The organism is Klebsiella indica, assembly GCF_005860775.1.
GTDB lineage: Bacteria > Pseudomonadota > Gammaproteobacteria > Enterobacterales > Enterobacteriaceae > Klebsiella > Klebsiella indica.
The window spans coordinates 116,268-134,890 of record NZ_VCHQ01000010.1 but is presented as its reverse complement, the minus strand read 5'-3'; the positions used below and the strand labels follow the sequence as shown (position 1 = coordinate 134,890).

Sequence of the window (18,623 nt, the reverse complement as noted above, 5' to 3'; positions counted from 1 at the left end):
AAACGTTGTTGGCCCTGAAGGGGAGCGCTCAGGGATGAGCCAGGTAATCCTGACCAATACACGTACAGCTTGAAGTATGACAGGTATAGCAGGGAATAATATCTCCCGGGAGGCGCTATATGATAGCCAGCAAATTCGGTATCGGCCAACAAGTTCGCCACACGCTTCTGGGCTACCTGGGCGTGGTAGTTGATGTTGATCCAGAGTACTCGCTCACGGAGCCGGAAGAAGATGAAATCGCCGCTAATGATAAACTGCGCATGGCACCCTGGTATCATGTGGTGATGGAAGATGATCTCGGTCGGCCGGTTCACACATACCTCGCGGAAGCACAGCTAAGCAGCGAATCCCGCGATGAACATCCGGAACAACCCTCAATGGATGAACTGGCAAGAACGATTCGCCAGCAGCTTCTGGCGCCAGCGCTGCGTAATTAATTTTAACACCGCGCGAATAGCCATATCTGGCTGATAAAAAAATCTCCCAACCCTGCATCCATGATGAAATAATGCCGGATGAAACAACCGACCTTCGACATATTAGCTTGCCCGACGGAGTTTTATTGGTCGACTCCGCGACAGTCTCCAGACATATCGGTTCTGGGTAAAAGCGTTGCCCCCAGGCCCGGGCTGATTTTCTCTGAACAAGCAGACGACGCCATAAAGTTATAGCGCCGCAGTTTAAGATGCGATCAACGGTTCCTGAACCGCCCTATATGACGGGATTTAGTCTATTTAGCCAGCCCCAAACGCGGGATCTCAATTGCCGGACAACGATCCATTACCACGTTAAGTCCCGCATCCCGGGCCAGGACAGCAGCCTGTTCATTGATCACCCCCAGTTGTAACCATAGCGTTTTCGCGCCGATAGCCACCGCCTCCTGCGCGACGCCCCATGCGGCTTCTGAATGACGAAAAACATCCACCATGTCGACTTTTTCCTCCACCTCTGCCAGCGTGGCGTAACCCTTTTGCCCCAGCAACGAGGTTCCCGCCACCTTCGGGGAGACGGGAATAACGTGATATCCTTGTTCCAGAAGATACTTCATCACCCGATAGCTTGGGCGATCGGGTTTGTCACTCGCTCCGACCAGGGCGATAGTTTTCGTTGAGGTCAGAATGCCTGCAATATCGTTCTCTTTCATCTTCATCCTCCAGCTATTTAGCCCAAGTGTATGCTAATCCGGATAAACCAGCATGGGTCCTGCCCGGCAGATGCGTCAAATTTTTTCATCCCGACACTTGCAGCAGCAGTCACTTCCAGTAATCTGTCTACAGGCTAAAATGTGGAAAGAAATAATGGAACTCACAACACGTACCTTGCCAGCGCGCAAACATATTGCGCTGGTTGCTCACGATCACTGCAAAGAGATGCTGATGAAATGGGTTGAGCGCCACCAGCAACTGCTGGCTCAACATACCCTATCAGCAACGGGAACGACTGGTAATCTGGTTTCACGTGCTACCGGGCTGGAAGTTCGCGCCATGCTGAGCGGCCCAATGGGCGGCGACCAGCAGGTAGGCGCGCTGATATCAGAAGGAAAGATCGATGTATTGATTTTCTTCTGGGATCCGTTAAATGCGGTCCCTCACGACCCGGATGTTAAAGCTCTATTGCGTCTGGCAACGGTATGGAATATTCCGGTTGCCACGAATGCTTCTACAGCCGACTTTATTATCCAGTCTCCGGGCTTCAACGATTCTGTTGATATTTTGATCCCTGATTATCAGCGCTACCTCGCCGAGCGTCTGAAATAACCCACGCTGGCGGCAAAGCCGCCAGTCATTATGGTTTTCTCGCCACAGGCACATCGAGCGCCGCTAACATGTCAACAAACGGTGACGGTTGTTCTTTGTTAAACAATAGCCACACGCGTAAGCGAGCACGAGTGAGAGCAACATATAACAAACGTCGCTCTTCAGCATCGGGAAAATCCTCTGGTTGCGGTAATAATGCCTGCTCCATAATTGACTCCCGTGCCGGTGCCGGAAACCCATCATCCCCATCCTGAAGCCCCAAAATGATGACGTAATCTGCCTGCTGCCCTTTACTGGCATGGATCGTCATAAAATCGAGCTGCAGGTGCGGCCAGCGCGTGGCGGCTTTATCCAACGCCGCCGGTTTCAAATGATGGTAACGAGCCAGCAGTAAAATCCTCTGTTCCTGTTTTACATAACCACTCATCTTATCAAGCAGGTCATCAAGCTTGTTTTCCGCCAGCAGCGTTACCGCTTTTTTATCCCCGGCAACCAGACTGTTTAGCGGTTTCGTCAACTGATGGGGATTTTGCTGGATAAATCCGTTCGCTACCTCGCCTATCCGACGGTTAAATCGGTAGGTGGTATCCAGCGCACAGCAATCCCCTTCGCCAAAATAGTGATTAAAAGCAGTAGTCAGGGAGAGCTGAGCCCCACTAAAACGATAGATAGCCTGCCAGTCATCGCCAACGGCAAATAACGTGGTCTGACTATTTTGTCGGCGTAACGCAGCAAGTAAGGCGGCCCGCAGGGGAGAGATGTCCTGGAACTCGTCAACCAGAATATGCTTCCACGGACTGACAAACCGCCCTTTATCAAGAATATTAATCGCCTGATGAATCAGGCCGGAAAAATCGACGGCATTTTCATCCTTTAACGCCGTTTTCCACGTTTTAAGCAATGGCGCCATCAGCTTCACGCGCTTGCTAAAAAGGTCGCGCACCTCCTCCGGGGCGCCCGCGATCATCTCCGCCTGCGAGCCGCCATGCATACGCATCAGGCTAACCCAACGATCAAGACGACTGGCGATCCTGCGCTGTAGCTTTTGATCCTGCCAGAAAGCGCCTTCCGGGATTTGCCAGTTCATTTCTTCTTCCAGCCACAGACGCCACCCTTTAGCCTGTGCTTTCTTCTCCTGGCATTGCTGCTGCCAGCTCTGTACTAACAGTTTCTGTCGCGCGCCGCTGTCGCTCTCCAGCTTGCTAATTGTCGGAACCTTTTTACTCCCTTGCTGAATAATCTGCAGAGCCAGAGCATGAAACGTCCGCGCGGAAATTTCGTCTGTCCCCAGGCGTTCGCGGATACGTTCATCCATCTCCTGCGCCGCCTGGCGACCAAATGCCAGTAGCATGATCTGCTCAGGAGCCGCTTCTCCCCGCATCAATAGCCAGCCCGCGCGCGCAACTAAAACCGAGGTTTTACCACTTCCGGCACCGGCAAGGACTAACACTGAAGGTTCGCCATTCACTACTGCACGCGCCTGAGCAGGATTCAGCGGCGATGACTCCACACCGGCAAAAAAACCTCGATATTGTTCCAGCATTGATTCGGTAAATGACTGGTTATGAATGAGTCTGGCCTTTTCCGTATCGCTCAACCAACTCTGGCATTGCCGCCACAGCTCCCGACAGTTATCAAAAGTATCAAGGCGGCGTGTCGGCACCGGTAATCCACTGATAGCATGGCGTATTTTACTCTGAATACCTGAAACCTGCTCACGCGTCAGCCATTTACCATCAGCGCTGGAACGCGCCACCTCCGCCAGTTGCTGGCGAAGTACATCAGCGGCAATTTCGCTCATTTCCTTGCTCCACTGCTGCCAGAGCGTATTCATGTGGTGATAAAATCGTTGGGTTTCGTTCCATTCGGTGCCATGCAAACGCACAACTTTATCGTCGGGAAGGACAAATTCCAGCTCGCCCCATACCAGCCCGCGTTTACAATTGACAGACAATAACTGATTGAAAGGTATAAGATACTCATGGTTATCACCGGAAATCTTTACCCCGGCATTAAGCAGTTGCACCCGGTCATAAGGATGCTGCGCCATGCGTTTGCCCAATGTTGTCGCTTTAAGTTCCATATAATGTCGAATTTCAATCAGATTGGATGTTTTTAAGTTTAACCGCCAGCGACCGGGTGCTCCAGCGCAAAAAACGCTACAATGGTCGGGTCTTATTATCCACGGAATGAAACAGAGGGTTTATGCGTACCGTTCTGAATATTTTAAACTTTATCCTTGGCGGTTTCGCCACCACCCTCGGCTGGCTACTGGCAACGCTGGTCAGCATCGTGCTCATCTTTACGCTGCCGCTCACTCGCTCATGCTGGGAAATAACCAAACTTTCCCTGATTCCTTACGGGAATGAAGCCATTCATGTTGATGAACTTGATCCCCAGGGGAAAAATAACCTGCTAAACGCGGGAGGGACGCTGCTGAATATTGTATGGTTTATTTTCTTTGGCTGGTGGCTATGCCTGATGCATATTTTCTGTGGCATCACGCAGTGCCTGACGATCATCGGTATCCCTGTCGGGATCGCGAATTTTAAAATCGCAGCGATTGCTCTGTGGCCTGTGGGTCGCCGCGTGGTCTCTGTTGAAACCGCCCGTGCCGCACGTGAAGCCAATGCCCGTCGTCGATTTAAGTAATTGAATGGAACTCCGAAATGCTTAGCCCCCTGCTACGCCGCTACACCTGGAACAGCGCCTGGTTATATAACATCAGGATCTTTATTGCACTCTGCGGTACGACCGCATTCCCATGGTGGCTTGGCGAAGTAAAACTGACCATCCCTTTAACCCTCGGCGTGGTTGCTGCTGCGCTGACCGACCTTGATGACCGACTGACAGGACGCCTGCGGAATCTGGCTATTACCCTCGTGTGCTTCTTTATTGCTTCAGCGTCCGTGGAGCTTCTCTTTCCCTGGCCCTGGCTATTTGCACCAGGGTTAACGGCTTCAACGATCGGCTTTATTTTGCTTGGCGGACTGGGGCAGCGCTACGCAACAATCGCCTTTGGCGCTTTGTTAATCGCCATCTATACCATGTTGGGAGTGACCCTCTACAGTCAGTGGTACCTTCAGCCGTTGTTTTTGCTGGCGGGCGCAGTCTGGTATAATTTACTCACACTCGCCGGACATCTTATCTTCCCCATCCGTCCCTTGCAGGACAACCTCGCCCGTAGTTATGAGCAACTGGCCCACTATCTGGAACTCAAGTCACGCCTGTTCGATCCCGATATTGAAGATGAAAGCCAGGCTCCGCTATATGATCTGGCGATAGCCAACGGGCAGTTAGTCACCACGCTAAATATGACGAAAACCTCGCTACTGACGCGCCTGCGCGGCGATCGCGGTCAACGAGGAACTCGCCGTACCTTACAGTACTACTTCGTGGCGCAGGATATTCATGAGCGTGCCAGCTCATCGCATATTCAATACCAGACCCTGCGCGATCACTTCCGCTATAGCGATGTCATGTTCCGTTTCCAGCGGATGTTATCCATGCAAGCGCAGGCGTGCCAGAAGCTATCACGCGCTATTCTCTTACGTGAACCTTATCAGCATGATGCTCACTTTGAACGCGCATTTATGCATCTTGATGCCGCTCTCGATCGCGTCCGGGCTAGCGGAGCACCAGAAGAACAAGTCAAGGCTCTGGGCTTTTTGCTCAATAATCTGCGGGCTATTGATGCACAACTGGCAACCATTGAGTCCTCCCAAACGATCGTTCAGCCCGGCGCCAGTACAGAAAATCTGCTGGCAGACGATCAACCTAATGGGTTTAGTGATATCTGGCTGCGGTTACGCAGTAATATGTCCCCGGAGTCTGCCCTGTTTCGTCATGCGGTTCGGATGTCATTCGTGCTGTGCACGGGTTACGCTTTTATCCAGCTTACCGGCCTGAACCATGGCTACTGGATATTATTGACCAGTTTGTTTGTTTGCCAGCCAAACTATAACGCCACTCGCCACCGGCTGGCGCTCAGGATAATCGGTACCCTGATTGGCGTGGCGATAGGCCTGCCAGTACTTCTGCTTGTCCCGTCCATTGAAGGCCAGTTGCTGTTGATTGTTTTGACCGGCGTGCTGTTCTTTGCTTTCCGTAATGTACAATACGCCCACGCGACAATGTTCATCACGCTGCTGGTCCTGCTGTGCTTTAACCTACTGGGGGAAGGCTTTGAAGTTGCCCTACCGCGTATAGTGGACACGCTTATCGGCTGCGCCATCGCCTGGGCGGCCGTCAGCTTCATTTGGCCCGACTGGAAATTCCGCAATTTGCCACGCGTGCTTGAGCAGGCAATTAACGCCAACTGCCGGTATCTGGATGCTATTCTTGAGCAATATCACCAGGGACGGGATAATCGCCTTGCCTATCGTATCGCGCGACGAGCTGCGCACAACCGGGATGGTGAGCTGGCATCGGTAATATCAAATTTATCCACCGAACCGAGAGCGGACGCCGCAATGCGAGAAATCGCCTTTCGTTTATTGTGCCTGAATCATACATTTACCAGTTATATTTCGGCTCTCGGCGCCCATCGAGAAAAACTGACAACGCCAGATATGCTGGCGCTACTGGATGATGCCGTTTGTTATGTTGATGATGCTTTGCATCACACTCCCGCCGATGAGTACCGAGTCCAGCAAGCTTTGGCAAACCTGCAGACTCGGATCCAACATATCGAACCTCGCGCCGACAGCAAAGAACCTTTAGTACTTCAGCAGATCGGTTTACTTCTGGCATTACTGCCTGAAATCTGTCGGCTACGGCATCAGGTCAAAGTACAAACTGAGTAAATATCCCGCTTGCGCTGATGTTTGGTCGCCCACTCCTTAAGCTCCTGTCGACGCTGTACAGGGAGTGCGGCGACATGCACGCCCGCAACCGCGCCTTCTAACGAATAAAGCACTTTAACCGTCAGCGCTTTATTCGTTTTTAGCAGTTTCAGCCAGGCTTCTTTCGCGCCAATCTCACGTAGCGTTTGCTCATCCGTTATACCGACATTAATCAACTGTAGTTCCATATGGAAACTAATATTTGGCAAGTTTTTTAATCTTCCTGAATTGCGCAATTGTTGCTTTTCATTCCGCGCTGTCTGCAATGAAAAAGCCGACAGTTGATACAGCATTTCTTTATCATCCCAAAGCGCTTCGTTTATATGATAATATTTTAGCGCAGTTAGCCGACCATTCTTCCGGATGACCAAAAGCGGGCTCTTATGTTCAACACGGTACTCAACGCTCTGCTCACAGACCCGAAGATAGATTTCGCCCTCCGTCATCATGGCAAAAACCGTATTATCTATCGACAAACTATAGCCGCCAAATAAAGGCCGACAACTTATTATCCCAAGAGGGGATAAGCACTCCCTGAACTGATGTATCCTTTGAGACGAAGTTTTCTTCATGATTATTCCCTTATTAATCATGTAAATATATATATCCCTTCAAATCGTTTCTTTGTTGTTTGCACCTTACCCGATCACATCCTTATCTGTGCTTCCGAAGAGTGTGTTGCTCGCGGTCACGATGCATCCCGAATGATTCTGCGTATAGCAGTAAAATTTGATTAACGAATCCATTAATCAAGAAAATAAGTGACTTTTCTCTGTGCAGCAACAGGAATCCTGTATTCATCTTAACCAGATTACTTTTTTGCGAGATGCTTTCAGGAAATTTCCTGCTGATGATGCCTCTCTCAGGCAAACGTCGCTCTTTTATTAATATAAATAACAAAAATGAACAGGATATTCAGCAGCAGAATCGAGAATAACATCACTCAACGTACAATATTAGCAACGATGAATTCACATTCAACAACTGTGGACATCACATTGTAACGGGCACTCAGTCGTCACGACATGAAGCGCAAATTTTGCACAGCAGAACAAAAATAAGGTTGATCTTTTCACCATCCGCATATACTGTATATGCATACAGTAACCCACAGGCGGGATAGACTATGTTTACTTCAGCGCACGCAAATCGTTTACCACTGACTTCTACTACCGTATGTCGTCGTTCTCATGACGCTGTCGAACAACCCGCTAACGGGCTGATCAGTGAAATAGTCTATCGCGAAGATCAACCCATGATGACGCAACTACTCTTGCTTCCTTTATTACAGCAGCTTGGGCAACAATCGCGCTGGCAACTCTGGCTAACGCCCCGGCAAAAGCTAAGCCGTGAATGGGTACAGTCCTCCGGTTTGCCGCTATCAAAGGTTATGCAGATCAGCCAACTATCGCCTCATAACGCACTTGAATCCATGATTCGGGCACTGCGTACCGGGAATTACAGTGTGGTCATTGGCTGGTTGTCAGACGAACTTAGCATTGAAGAGCACGAGCAACTGGTTGCCGCTGCAGAAGAAGGGCACGCCATGGGGTTCATCATGCGTCCAGTCAGTAATAACAGCCAGCCGGAGAGACAATTTTCTGGGTTAAAAATTCACTCAAATCTATATCATTAAGTTAATTTAGGATTAATCCTGGAACTTTTTTTATCCTGGCACGAGGCTTGCTTTTTTGATTTACGTTTTTGTTAAAATGCCTGTCTGATGCGGTCTCGCGACACTTTTTGTTCGATTAAATTCAACCTTATTTATTAAACATTACCTACACAACCCTTTTTTTTCATATGCCTGACGGAGTTCACACTTGTAAGTTTCTAACTAAGTTGTAGACTTTACATCGCCAGGGGTGATCGGCTGACGCTGCATGTATTGGCATGTATCAGCATAGTTAACAACAAGTCATGCCCCGGGTGAAGGATTTAACCGTGAGGTCTTTTGTACTTTCATGGCGAATTTTGGATGATAATGAGGCGCAAAAAATGAAAAAGACAGCTATCGCGATTGCAGTGGCACTGGCTGGCTTCGCTACCGTAGCGCAGGCCGCTCCGAAAGATAACACCTGGTATGCAGGTGCTAAGCTGGGCTGGTCCCAGTATCACGACACCGGTTTTTACGGTAACGGTTTCCAGGGCAATAACGGCCCGACCCATAACAGCCAGCTGGGTGCTGGTGCGTTTGGTGGTTACCAGGTTAACCCGTACCTCGGTTTTGAAATGGGTTATGACTGGCTGGGCCGCATGGAATACAAAGGCAGCGTTGATAACGGTGCTTTCAAAGCTCAGGGCGTTCAACTGACCGCTAAACTGGGTTACCCGATCACTGACGATCTGGATATCTACACCCGTCTGGGTGGTATGGTCTGGCGCGCTGACGCCAAAGGCAACTACGCGTCTACCGGTGTTTCTCGTAACGAACATGATACTGGCGTTTCCCCGGTATTCGCTGGCGGCTTAGAGTGGGCCGTTACCCGTGATATCGCAACGCGTCTGGAATACCAGTGGGTTAACAACATCGGCGACGCTGGTACCGTTGGTGCCCGTCCTGATAACGGCATGCTGAGCCTCGGCGTTTCCTACCGCTTCGGTCAGGATGATGTTGCTCCGGTCGTAGCTCCGGCTCCGGCTCCGGCGCCTGAAGTAACCACCAAGCACTTCACCCTGAAGTCTGACGTACTGTTCAACTTCAACAAAGCAACGCTGAAACCAGAAGGCCAGCAGGCTCTGGATCAGCTGTACACCCAGCTGAGCAACATGGATCCGAAAGACGGTGCTGCAGTGGTTCTGGGTTATACCGACCGTATCGGTTCTGATGCCTACAACCAGAAACTGTCTGAGAAACGTGCTCAGTCCGTTGTTGATTACCTGGTTTCTAAAGGTATCCCGGCTAGCAAAATCTCCGCCCGCGGTATGGGTGAAGCCAATCCAGTTACTGGCAACACCTGTGACAACGTGAAAGCACGTGCAGCGCTGATTGACTGCCTGGCTCCGGATCGTCGTGTAGAGATCGAAGTTAAAGGTTATAAAGAAGTCGTAACTCAGCCGCAGGCTTAAGTTATACTGTCAAAAAACCCCGCTGATGCGGGGTTTTTTTTACGTTAATACAAGTATCAGCGCCAAAGAACAATGAGCCCGGCGCCCGCTCTATAACATCACTCTTTGCCTAACAGCCGTTGCAGATCATGCTTCAGACTGGACATTGTGCTGGCATACTTCTCTTTATGTTCAGCATCTTCAATCAGTTGCACAATTGTTTCCGACAAAGTCTTACCCCGCCTTTGCGCAAGGCCAGCAAGACGCTGCCAGACCATAAACTCCAGGTCTATAGATTTTTTACGCGTATGCTGATGCTCCGCATTAAAATGACGCTTGCGTCGGGCGCGAATGGTCTGCTTCATGCGGTTGACTAACGCAGGACTCATATGCTGCTCAATCCAGGTATTCACCTGCACGGGTTCATTTTCGAGCGTCAGTAATACATCGACCGCAGCTTGTGCAGCGCTGGCTTCAATGTAACGGGTAATAAGTTCACCTTCCCGGTGTTTTTTTACCAGATATGCCCATTTCCAGCCGCTTTCAAGATTTTCCAGTTGTTGATATTTCATTGCGATCTCAATGTGACCGTGTAACTCGTTTCAGGATATCAGCTTTTTCTTGATGTGCTGAGAATAAATCATCTTTCGTGAAGTGGGTAGGTTCGTTATCACCGTGACAATCGCGATCCCCCGTGTGCTCAGGCGCTGCATAATGTATAATCGCCGGTTTTACATCTGACTAAAAACAGCGATTTTGACCATTACGAAACTTACCCGAAAAGACCTTGCACCTGATACGGAAAGTTATCAGGCGCTGTTTGCACAAACCGACCTGGCGCAAGCGGAGACATCCCTCAGCGGTGAACTGCAACCTCGTTTATTCTATGCCCTGGAGCAACTTCTGGTCACTCCAGCCATTTCATCGTTTATGTTGGTTAAAGCCCCGGAAGAGCCAGAATATCTGCAGTGGTTAGTGGACGAAACCCGAACTTTACATCATCCGTCAGACGCACTTTATGGTGTGCGCTATCAGGTTGACGGCGGCAGAATAACACTTACTCCGCCGCAAACGGCGGAAGATAACTTTGCAAGCAGCGGAACGGTCGAATCCGCAGACTGGATTGAATCGGAGCAGCTCTTTGGCTGCGTACGCCAGTTTAACGGTGAAATCACGCTACAACCCGGTCTGGTTCATCGTGCCAATGGCGGTGTATTGATTCTCTCCCTGCGTGCGCTGCTGGCACAGCCGCTGTTATGGATGCGGCTAAAAAATATGATTGCCCGTCAACGCTTTGACTGGCTGTCAAACAATGAATCCCGCCCCCTTCCGGCGAGCATTCCCTCCATGCCGCTTAATCTGAAAGTTATTCTGGTTGGCGAGCGGGAATCACTTGCTGACTTCCAGGAGATGGAACCCGAACTTTCTGCCCAGGCTATCTACAGCGAGTATGAAGACAACCTGCAGATCGACGATGAAGCGATCCTGAAGCAGTGGTGCCAATGGGTCTGGCAAAACGCCCGACATCTCGAACTCCCTGGCCTTGAGGCCGACGCCTGGCCGTTACTGATTCAGGAAGGCGCCCGCTATACAGGGGATCAGGAAAGCCTGCCCCTGTGTCTGCTCTGGGTGGCTCGCCAGCTTCGGGAGGCAGCCGCCTTCTGTGAAGGTAAAACGATCACCGCCGAAGAGATGCAAACCATGCTGGAACGTCGTTTGTGGCGCGAAGGCTATCTCGCACAGCGGATCCAGGACGAGATCCTGCAAGAGCAAATATTGATCGAGACCGAAGGTGAACGCATAGGACAAATCAACGCGCTGTCCGTTATTGAATTCCCTGGCCATCCACGTGCATTTGGCGAGCCTTCGCGTATTAGCTGCGTCGTGCATATCGGTGACGGCGAATTTATTGACGTTGAGCGTAAGGCCGAGCTGGGCGGCAACATCCACGCTAAAGGTATGATGATCATGCAGGCGTTTCTGATGTCCAAACTGGAACTGGAGCAACAGATTCCGTTCACCGCCTCATTGACCTTCGAGCAATCCTACAGCGAGGTGGACGGCGATAGCGCCTCCATGGCGGAACTGTGTGCATTAATCAGCGCCCTGGCCAATGTGCCGATTAACCAGAGTATCGCCATTACCGGCTCAGTCGACCAGTTTGGTCGCGTACAGCCAGTGGGTGGGCTCAATGAAAAAATTGAAGGCTTCTTTGCTATTTGCCAGCAACGCGGGCTGACAGGTAAACAGGGCGTCATTATTCCTTCTGCCAATGTGCGTCATCTCAGCCTGGCGCAGGAGCTGCAGAAAGCCGTAGAAGATGAACAATTCTTCATCTGGGCAGTTGATGATGTGACTGAAGCATTACCCATCCTGACCCAGTTGCTCTGGGACGGTGAAGGACAAACTTTACGGCAAACCATTCAGGAACGTATTGCGCAGGCGACCCAGCAAGAGAATCGTCATCGCTTTCCGTGGCCGCTACGCTGGTTATGCGGTTCAGGTTCGAACTGATCGGACTTGTTCAGCGTACACGTGTTAGCTATCCTGCGTCCCGAACTCAAAATAAGGCTTACTCAAAACATGGTAGATAAACGCGAATCCTATACAAAAGAAGACCTTCTTGCCTCTGGTCGTGGCGAACTGTTTGGGGCAAAAGGCCCGCAGTTGCCAGCGCCAAATATGCTGATGATGGACCGCGTCATCAAAATGACCGAAACCGGCGGCAACTACAACAAAGGTTATGTCGAAGCAGAACTCGATATTAACCCGGATCTGTGGTTCTTCGGTTGCCACTTCATTGGCGACCCGGTAATGCCTGGTTGTCTGGGTCTGGATGCCATGTGGCAACTGGTTGGCTTCTACCTTGGCTGGTTAGGCGGCGAAGGTAAAGGGCGCGCATTAGGCGTGGGAGAAGTGAAATTTACCGGCCAGGTACTGCCGACCGCGAAAAAAGTGACCTATCGTATTCACTTCAAACGGGTGGTAAACCGCCGTCTGATTATGGGTCTGGCGGATGGTGAAGTGCTGGTTGACGATCGTCTGATCTACACGGCAACCGATCTGAAAGTGGGTCTGTTCCAGGATACTTCTGCGTTCTGATTAAGCAGCAATGCGTTATAAAAGGCGAAGCCCCCGCCTGGCGGAGGCTTCATTTTTAAAGAGACAGTCAGGCAATCTGTACCCTGTCCTCCATGGCTTCTCGCCAGCCTCCTAGCCACCAGGACCTTTGGTTCAAGGTCTGATAAGGACACATTTCTTTCGACCTTCCGGCAATACCGGCTTGATATCCACGTTGATGTGCCCGTACCAGGCGATCTCGTTTTTGTCTCTTCATGCCTCGTTTCCCTCATTCTTTGATCTGGTGGAAAAGAAAACAATGGTCACTAAATGCGCAACCACGATTAACGAATACCGCGAATCGGAGAGAGCGTCAATGCGCAAAATTCACGCCATTGTCATATTTGTGAGCTACATGAAAGTTCATTTGTACAAAAAATGTGAACCAGCACAAGTAACAATCTGACGGTACAAACAAAAATGCCGCCGCGATTTTCGTTCTCGCGGCGGCAATTGAGCATTATTAATTCTACTTATGGCAGGCGATTCAGCTCGCTGGCGATTGCGATCGCTTCCTGGCGCCAGGCCTGAGCCAAGGTCTTCACCATCGCATCGTAGCCATCCTGCTGCTGCTTAAGCTCAATATTGAACGGACGCTTAATCAGTTGCCCCTGATGCTTCAGCAGCCACTCACCGCTGACAATCACCCGGCCATCGTAACGACCATGAAAACCGCTGACGGATACATTCAGCGTATCCTGCTCGCTACCCAGCGGTTGCGAGGCAATGACCCAGCCAGGTAGCTGCTGGCTAAGATTCGCCACTAGCGTAGTAAGCAGTTGCTGATCGAGCGGGCTTGCCCACAGGTTGTTATTCGCGATCACGTACTGCACATCGGTGGTTTGATAGACCACGCCGTTGCCGGCCAGATAGTCCGGAATGCTCACCTGCTCAACCCATAGCAATTTTTTACTCTGGTGAGCCGCGCTTTGCGCCCCCCCCTGCACCACCGGAAGCTGGTAGTAGGTTTTGCTCTCACCACCGCTGCTGCATGCCGTCAGCGCACACACCGCCGCCGCTATTAGCCACTTCTTCATTATTTCGCTCCCTTCGGCTGTGGATCTTTTTTATCCCTGGCCTCGAAAACCAGCGCATTGCTCTTATCATTAAGCGTTTTCAATACCGGCTGCAGTTCACGAAGAACCTGATCGAGGCGCTGCATATCCGCAACCATCTTATTGTATGCCGCCGAACCAGGCTGGAAGCCCTGCATACTGCGGTTAAGTTCACGCAACGTATTCTGCATGTCGCCCGGCAACTGCTGCATCGACTGACTTGAGGTTATCTTGTTCAGACTATCCAGCGTCGTTTGCACGTGTTGCATAGTTTTTTCACTTTGCGCCAGCGTACTGGTCGCCTGCTCCAGCAGCGGGTTAATGGGCAGGTTGTTAATCTTATCCAGCGCCTCCATCAGACGCTGCTGGATCTGTGCCAGCCCCCCACTTACGGTCGGGATAATCGGATAGTCGCCGAACTTCTGAATCTTGCCACGTGGAGGCGCATTCTGGTAGAAGTCGAGATCGATATACAGCGCACCGGTCACCAGGTTGCCGGTTTTAAGGGAACCACGCAGACCACGATTGATCAGATCGTCGATATGCCCAGGAACATCCGGATCGCTGCCTAATTGATTGATCAGCCGCTGTGGCTCAATACGCACTTCAACCGGGATACGGTAATCATCATTTAAGCTCTGCTTCAGCCCCGGAATAAAGAATGGCACTTTACCTACCGTCCCGAGACGAATGCCGCGAAACTCAACCGGCGCGCCGGGCTGCAGACCACGAATCGAATCTTTAAAGAACATCACATAATCAATGTGTTGAGTAAAGACAGAATCCTGGATACTTCGCTGATCGTCAAACAGATGATATTCGGTTTTATTGGCCACCGGCTCACCCAGAGGTAATCCTTCCGGCACATCAAAGCTGACCCCACCGCCAAATAGCGTCGACAAGGACCCCATTTCAACGCGCATTCCCGCAGCGGTCAGATCCACGGCGATGCCGCTGTCTTTCCAGAAGCGCACGTTGTTGGTCACCAGACGATCGTTTGGCGCGCTGATAAACAGCTGATAGGTAATTTTGCGTTTTTGCGCATCAAAGGTACTGGTTTCAACGGAACCTACGCGATAACCGCGGAAAAGCACCGGATCGCCAGGTGACAGCTGACCGGCTTTACTGCTTTCCAGCAAGATACGAATACCTTTTGCATCCGGCGAAGCCAGCGGCGGCGAATCCAGCAGCGGATATTGCGCGGGAGCGGCTCCCTTCGTTCCTGGTTGCAGTTCAATATAGGCACCGGATAATAATGTTCCCAGACCGCTGATCCCTTCACGGCCAACCTGCGGCTTAACCACCCAAAATACTGAATCCTGATGCAACAATTTTTCCATGCCTGAATTCAGCCGGGCTTTTATTTCTACGTGGGTCAGATCGTCGGTCAGCGTGGCGCTTTCAATCACACCAACGTCAACGCTGCGACTCTTAATCCGGGTTTTTCCCCCTTCAATACCTTCAGCATTGGTGGTAATCAGGGTCACTTCCGGCCCCTGATGGCTGTAGTGATAAAAAAGGATCCATGCGCCAATAAGCGCAGTGACTATCGGGAAGATCCACACCGGTGACCAGTTCTTCACCTTTTGCACTTTCGCTTCTCCGCTCTTATTTTCCATGCTGTAGTCTTTCCTCATGGCTTGAATCTGGCTCACGATCCCACAATAAACGAGGGTCAAACGTCATGGCCGAAAACATTGTCATAACAACGACCAGCGCAAACATCACCGCCCCTATCGCCGGATAGATATTCATTAAACCGCCTATCCGCACCAGAGCTGAGAGTACTGCGATGACAAAAACATCAATCATTGACCACCGGCCAACAAATTCGACAACTTCATAAATCAGATGCATGCGCTCTGAATCGCGCTCACCTTTGCCGCTGGCGTTCCAGCACAGCCAGCCGATCGCGATCATTTTTAACGTTGGCACCATAATACTGGCGATAAATATCACCATCGCCACCGGATACGATCCTTCACTCCACAGCAGGATCACCCCAGCCATAATGGTGGAAGGCATCTTATCGCCCAGCAGATCGGTAATCATGATCGGCAGAATATTGGCGGGCATATAGAGGATCAGCGAAGTCACCAACAGCGCCAGCGTCCACTGCAGGCTGTTTTTACGCCGGGCCGTTCCCTTTGTATGACAACGCGGGCATACGGCTTCATCCACGGGCAACACCGCCGTACAGCACGAACATGAACGTAACCCCTGTCGTAAGCCAGAAACGCCAACTTTCAGCGGCTGCTTAATCGGCGGCATTGGTGCAATGTCATCCCAGAGCCAACGGCGGTCCACACACTGAAATGTTCTCAGTTGTAGTATGCAGAACATACACCAGGGAACAAAACTCAGGCCGATACCGATATCGCCGTAGGCCATCAGTTTAACGAAGCTGACCAGCACCCCGGCGAGAAAGATTTCCGCCATTCCCCAGGTTTTAAGATGAAACAGGATCCGCGCCAGAAACGCTTTCAGCCCGGAAGGCATGCGCACCCGGTTTACCAGCAGCAGTATGGTGATCAGACAAAAAGCCGGCACCAACTGCACAAAGAGTAAAAAGAAGGTCCCCAGACTGGCGTAATCCTCGGAAAACAACACATTGGGAATTTCCAGCATCTCTATTTCGCTACTGATCCCGCCAACCTTCATGTAAATAAAGGGAAACAGATTTGCCAGCAGCAGCATAAACAACGCAACCAACGCATAGGCCGTGGGACGCTGCCGGGGCGCATCCCAGGAAGTCGTTAATGTTGTTCCGCAGCGCGGACATGCAGCTTTCTGGCGATGCTCCAGCAGCGGCAGGGCCACCAGCAAATCACATTGTCGACACAGGATATGCCGTGCAGCATGATGATGATCGCACATGAAAACTCCTCTGCTTATGCGCCGTTTTTTAAACCTTCGAGGTATTCCCAGCGTTCGAAGGCGGCTTCCAGCGCCTGCTCCGCGTCACTTAACTGAGTCAGCACCTGTTGCGTATGGTCATGCGGCTGACCAAAGAAAGAAGGATCGGCCACCTGTTCCTGCAAATTCTGCAAACTGGCTTCCAGCGCTTCCAGCTTTTGCGGCAACTGCTCCAGTTCGCGCTGCAGGTTATAGCTTAATTTGTTAGCGGTACGCTTGACACTTTCTGCTTTCGGTTGCGCTTCAACGGCCTTTTTGGCAACCGGCTGCTTTTGCGCCAGATACTGCGCTTGCTGACCGCGGGCATCATGATAGCCGCCGATATATTGGCCAATTTGCCCGGCGCCCTCGAAGATCCAGCATTCAGTGACGGTGTTATCAACAAACTGACGGTCGTGGCTAACCAGCATCACTGTACCCTGATAACCATCAACGAGCTCTTCCAGCAGTTCCAGGGTTTCAACATCCAGATCGTTTGTCGGTTCATCGAGAATCAACAGGTTGCTGGGTTTAAGGAACAGACGCGCCAGCAGCAGACGGTTACGTTCACCGCCGGAGAGCGCCCGTACCGGCGTCATCGCGCGTTTCGGATGGAACATAAAATCCTGCAGGTAACCCAGAACGTGGCGCGGCTTGCCGTTCACCATCACTTCCTGCTTCCCTTCAGCAAGGTTGTCCATCACCGTTTTATCCGGGTCAAGCTCCGCGCGGTGCTGGTCGAAATAGGCGACTTCCAGCTTCGTGCCCACGTGGATCCGCCCGCTATCCGCCTTTAGTTGCCCAAGCATCAGCTTCAGCAGCGTGGTTTTACCGCAGCCATTCGGGCCAATCAGCGCAATCTTGTCGCCACGCTGGATCTGAGCGGTAAAATCTTTCACCAGCACCTTACCATCAACCTGGTAGTTAACGTTCTCCAGCTCGAAGACAATTTTGCCCGAACGCGCCGCCTCTTCGACCTGCATCTTCGCGCTGCCCATCACTTCACGGCGTTCGTTGCGCTCGCGACGCATCGCTTTAAGGGCGCGCACACGGCCTTCATTACGGGTACGGCGGGCTTTGATCCCCTGACGGATCCACACTTCCTCCTGCGCCAGTTTGCGATCGAACTCCGCATTCTGTAACTCTTCTACGCGCAGCGCTTCTTCTTTATCCAGCAGATACTGATCGTAGTTCCCCGGATAAGTCACCAGCTTACCGCGATCGAGATCGACAATCCGCGTCGCCATATTGCGAATAAAGGAACGGTCATGTGAGATGAAAATAATGGTGCCTTTGAACATCTTCAGGAACCCTTCCAGCCAGTCGATAGTTTCAATATCAAGGTGGTTGGTCGGTTCATCAAGCAGTAGCACGCGCGGCCCGCTAACCAACGCGCGGCCAAGCGCCGCTTTACGCAGCCAGCCGCCGGAAAGCGAGGAGAGTTCGGCGTTGGGATCCAGGCTTAGCTGCTCCAGCACCTCATTAATTCGGCTATCCAGTTGCCACAGTCCTAAATTGTCGAGTTGCTCTTGCAAACGCGCCAGTTCGTTCAGGTTTTTGTCGCTCGGATCAGTCATCACCAGTTGCGAAACATCGTGATAGTCTTTGAGCAAGGCCGCCTGTTCGGCAATACCTTCCGCGACAAAATCATAAACGGTTCCGGTGACATCACGCGGCGGATCCTGCTGCAAACGCGCAACCACCAGATCCTGTTCATAGATGATGCGACCATCATCAAGACCCTGCTCACGGTTAAGGATCTTCATCAAGGTTGATTTGCCCGCGCCGTTACGCCCGACCAGGCACACCCGTTCGTTATCTTCGATATGCAGTTCTGCATTATCCAGCAGCGGCGCATCGCTGAAAGAGAGCCAGGCGCCGTGCATACTAATTAATGACATTAT

At 51.3% G+C, this 18,623-nt stretch carries 17 protein-coding genes; 8 read left to right on the top strand and 9 right to left on the bottom strand.

All coding sequences use genetic code 11. From position 1 onward, the window contains the following. Nucleotides 1-119 precede the first annotated feature (119 nt). A complete protein-coding gene (gene hspQ, locus FE839_RS09080) occupies nucleotides 120-437 on the top strand; it encodes a heat shock protein HspQ (RefSeq protein ID WP_138360510.1) in 318 nt (105 codons plus the stop codon). Between the two features lie 293 nt (nucleotides 438-730). Here hspQ and FE839_RS09075 read toward each other — a convergent pair whose 3' ends face one another. Continuing rightward, nucleotides 731-1,144: a CoA-binding protein gene (locus tag FE839_RS09075; RefSeq protein WP_138360509.1), complete on the bottom strand. Its 414-nt coding sequence runs from the start codon at nucleotides 1,142-1,144 to the stop codon at nucleotides 731-733. Between the two features lie 154 nt (nucleotides 1,145-1,298). Between FE839_RS09075 and mgsA the strand changes: the two genes are divergently transcribed. Next, entirely contained in the window at nucleotides 1,299-1,757 is a 459-nt protein-coding gene (gene mgsA, locus FE839_RS09070) for a methylglyoxal synthase (protein WP_138360508.1), read from the top strand. 28 nt (nucleotides 1,758-1,785) lie between these two features. On the opposite strand, the gene helD is transcribed toward mgsA, so the two are convergent. After that, on the bottom strand, nucleotides 1,786-3,840 hold the full coding sequence (gene helD / locus FE839_RS09065; RefSeq protein ID WP_138360507.1) for a DNA helicase IV: 2,055 nt from the start codon (nucleotides 3,838-3,840) through the stop codon (nucleotides 1,786-1,788). A gap of 122 nt (nucleotides 3,841-3,962) precedes the next feature. Here helD and FE839_RS09060 point away from each other — a divergent pair, with 122 nt between their 5' ends. Then, a complete protein-coding gene (locus tag FE839_RS09060; RefSeq protein ID WP_138360506.1) occupies nucleotides 3,963-4,409 on the top strand; it encodes a YccF domain-containing protein in 447 nt (148 codons plus the stop codon). A 17-nt stretch (nucleotides 4,410-4,426) separates the two neighbouring features. Beyond that, entirely contained in the window at nucleotides 4,427-6,562 is a 2,136-nt protein-coding gene (gene yccS / locus FE839_RS09055; protein WP_138360505.1) for a YccS family putative transporter, read from the top strand. Here yccS and FE839_RS09050 read toward each other — a convergent pair. Further along, a complete protein-coding gene (locus tag FE839_RS09050) occupies nucleotides 6,538-7,173 on the bottom strand; it encodes a TfoX/Sxy family DNA transformation protein (protein WP_138360504.1) in 636 nt (211 codons plus the stop codon). The genes yccS and FE839_RS09050 overlap by 25 nt on opposite strands. A 554-nt stretch (nucleotides 7,174-7,727) precedes the next feature. Here FE839_RS09050 and sulA point away from each other — a divergent pair. Beyond that, complete coding sequence (gene sulA / locus FE839_RS09045) at nucleotides 7,728-8,237, top strand: SOS-induced cell division inhibitor SulA (protein ID WP_138360503.1); 510 nt, start codon at nucleotides 7,728-7,730, stop codon at nucleotides 8,235-8,237. A 362-nt stretch (nucleotides 8,238-8,599) separates the two neighbouring features. Further along, the gene (gene ompA / locus FE839_RS09040) at nucleotides 8,600-9,670 is read left to right on the top strand and encodes a porin OmpA (protein ID WP_138360502.1); all 1,071 of its coding nucleotides are present in this window, start codon (nucleotides 8,600-8,602) and stop codon (nucleotides 9,668-9,670) included. A gap of 98 nt (nucleotides 9,671-9,768) precedes the next feature. Here the strand turns inward: ompA and matP are convergent, their stop codons facing one another. Next, nucleotides 9,769-10,221, bottom strand: coding sequence for a macrodomain Ter protein MatP (gene matP, locus FE839_RS09035; protein ID WP_138360501.1), 453 nt, complete (start codon nucleotides 10,219-10,221; stop codon nucleotides 9,769-9,771). A 184-nt stretch (nucleotides 10,222-10,405) separates the two neighbouring features. On the opposite strand from matP, the gene FE839_RS09030 reads away from it, so the two are divergent. Then, entirely contained in the window at nucleotides 10,406-12,163 is a 1,758-nt protein-coding gene (locus tag FE839_RS09030; protein WP_138360500.1) for an AAA family ATPase, read from the top strand. Between the two features lie 69 nt (nucleotides 12,164-12,232). Continuing rightward, complete coding sequence (gene fabA, locus FE839_RS09025) at nucleotides 12,233-12,751, top strand: bifunctional 3-hydroxydecanoyl-ACP dehydratase/trans-2-decenoyl-ACP isomerase (RefSeq protein ID WP_138360499.1); 519 nt, start codon at nucleotides 12,233-12,235, stop codon at nucleotides 12,749-12,751. A 67-nt stretch (nucleotides 12,752-12,818) separates the two neighbouring features. Here fabA and rmf read toward each other — a convergent pair whose 3' ends face one another. The 5 genes from rmf to FE839_RS09000 all read right to left on the bottom strand — a co-directional run bounded on the left by rmf (nucleotide 12,819) and on the right by FE839_RS09000 (nucleotide 18,620). Beyond that, nucleotides 12,819-12,986 carry a ribosome modulation factor gene (gene rmf / locus FE839_RS09020; protein WP_138360498.1) on the bottom strand — a complete coding sequence of 56 codons (168 nt, stop codon included), beginning with the start codon at nucleotides 12,984-12,986 and terminating at the stop codon, nucleotides 12,819-12,821. A 256-nt stretch (nucleotides 12,987-13,242) separates the two neighbouring features. Continuing rightward, the gene (gene pqiC, locus FE839_RS09015; protein WP_138360497.1) at nucleotides 13,243-13,806 is read right to left on the bottom strand and encodes a membrane integrity-associated transporter subunit PqiC; all 564 of its coding nucleotides are present in this window, start codon (nucleotides 13,804-13,806) and stop codon (nucleotides 13,243-13,245) included. After that, on the bottom strand, nucleotides 13,806-15,443 hold the full coding sequence (gene pqiB, locus FE839_RS09010; RefSeq protein WP_138360496.1) for an intermembrane transport protein PqiB: 1,638 nt from the start codon (nucleotides 15,441-15,443) through the stop codon (nucleotides 13,806-13,808). The genes pqiC and pqiB overlap by 1 nt, the downstream gene beginning before the upstream one ends. Beyond that, the gene (gene pqiA, locus FE839_RS09005) at nucleotides 15,433-16,701 is read right to left on the bottom strand and encodes a membrane integrity-associated transporter subunit PqiA (protein ID WP_138360495.1); all 1,269 of its coding nucleotides are present in this window, start codon (nucleotides 16,699-16,701) and stop codon (nucleotides 15,433-15,435) included. The genes pqiB and pqiA overlap by 11 nt, the downstream gene beginning before the upstream one ends. Nucleotides 16,702-16,715: 14 nt before the next feature. Next, a complete protein-coding gene (locus FE839_RS09000; RefSeq protein WP_138360494.1) occupies nucleotides 16,716-18,620 on the bottom strand; it encodes an ABC transporter ATP-binding protein in 1,905 nt (634 codons plus the stop codon). Nucleotides 18,621-18,623: the final 3 nt, after the last annotated feature.

Excerpts from the sequence above, each read along its gene's own strand:
- sulA (WP_138360503.1), top strand. The coding sequence starts at position 7,728 with ATGTTTACTTCAGCGCACGCAAATCGTTTACCACTGACTTCTACTACC.
- yccS (WP_138360505.1), top strand. The coding sequence starts at position 4,427 with ATGCTTAGCCCCCTGCTACGCCGCTACACCTGGAACAGCGCCTGGTTA.
- FE839_RS09000 (WP_138360494.1), bottom strand. The coding sequence starts at position 18,620 with ATGTCATTAATTAGTATGCACGGCGCCTGGCTCTCTTTCAGCGATGCG.
- helD (WP_138360507.1), bottom strand. The coding sequence starts at position 3,840 with ATGGAACTTAAAGCGACAACATTGGGCAAACGCATGGCGCAGCATCCT.
- hspQ (WP_138360510.1), top strand. The coding sequence starts at position 120 with ATGATAGCCAGCAAATTCGGTATCGGCCAACAAGTTCGCCACACGCTT.
- pqiA (WP_138360495.1), bottom strand. The coding sequence starts at position 16,701 with ATGTGCGATCATCATCATGCTGCACGGCATATCCTGTGTCGACAATGT.
- pqiC (WP_138360497.1), bottom strand. The coding sequence starts at position 13,806 with ATGAAGAAGTGGCTAATAGCGGCGGCGGTGTGTGCGCTGACGGCATGC.
- FE839_RS09050 (WP_138360504.1), bottom strand. The coding sequence starts at position 7,173 with ATGAAGAAAACTTCGTCTCAAAGGATACATCAGTTCAGGGAGTGCTTA.
- FE839_RS09075 (WP_138360509.1), bottom strand. The coding sequence starts at position 1,144 with ATGAAAGAGAACGATATTGCAGGCATTCTGACCTCAACGAAAACTATC.
- fabA (WP_138360499.1), top strand. The coding sequence starts at position 12,233 with ATGGTAGATAAACGCGAATCCTATACAAAAGAAGACCTTCTTGCCTCT.
- rmf (WP_138360498.1), bottom strand. The coding sequence starts at position 12,986 with ATGAAGAGACAAAAACGAGATCGCCTGGTACGGGCACATCAACGTGGA.
- mgsA (WP_138360508.1), top strand. The coding sequence starts at position 1,299 with ATGGAACTCACAACACGTACCTTGCCAGCGCGCAAACATATTGCGCTG.
- FE839_RS09060 (WP_138360506.1), top strand. The coding sequence starts at position 3,963 with ATGCGTACCGTTCTGAATATTTTAAACTTTATCCTTGGCGGTTTCGCC.
- pqiB (WP_138360496.1), bottom strand. The coding sequence starts at position 15,443 with ATGGAAAATAAGAGCGGAGAAGCGAAAGTGCAAAAGGTGAAGAACTGG.
- matP (WP_138360501.1), bottom strand. The coding sequence starts at position 10,221 with ATGAAATATCAACAACTGGAAAATCTTGAAAGCGGCTGGAAATGGGCA.
- ompA (WP_138360502.1), top strand. The coding sequence starts at position 8,600 with ATGAAAAAGACAGCTATCGCGATTGCAGTGGCACTGGCTGGCTTCGCT.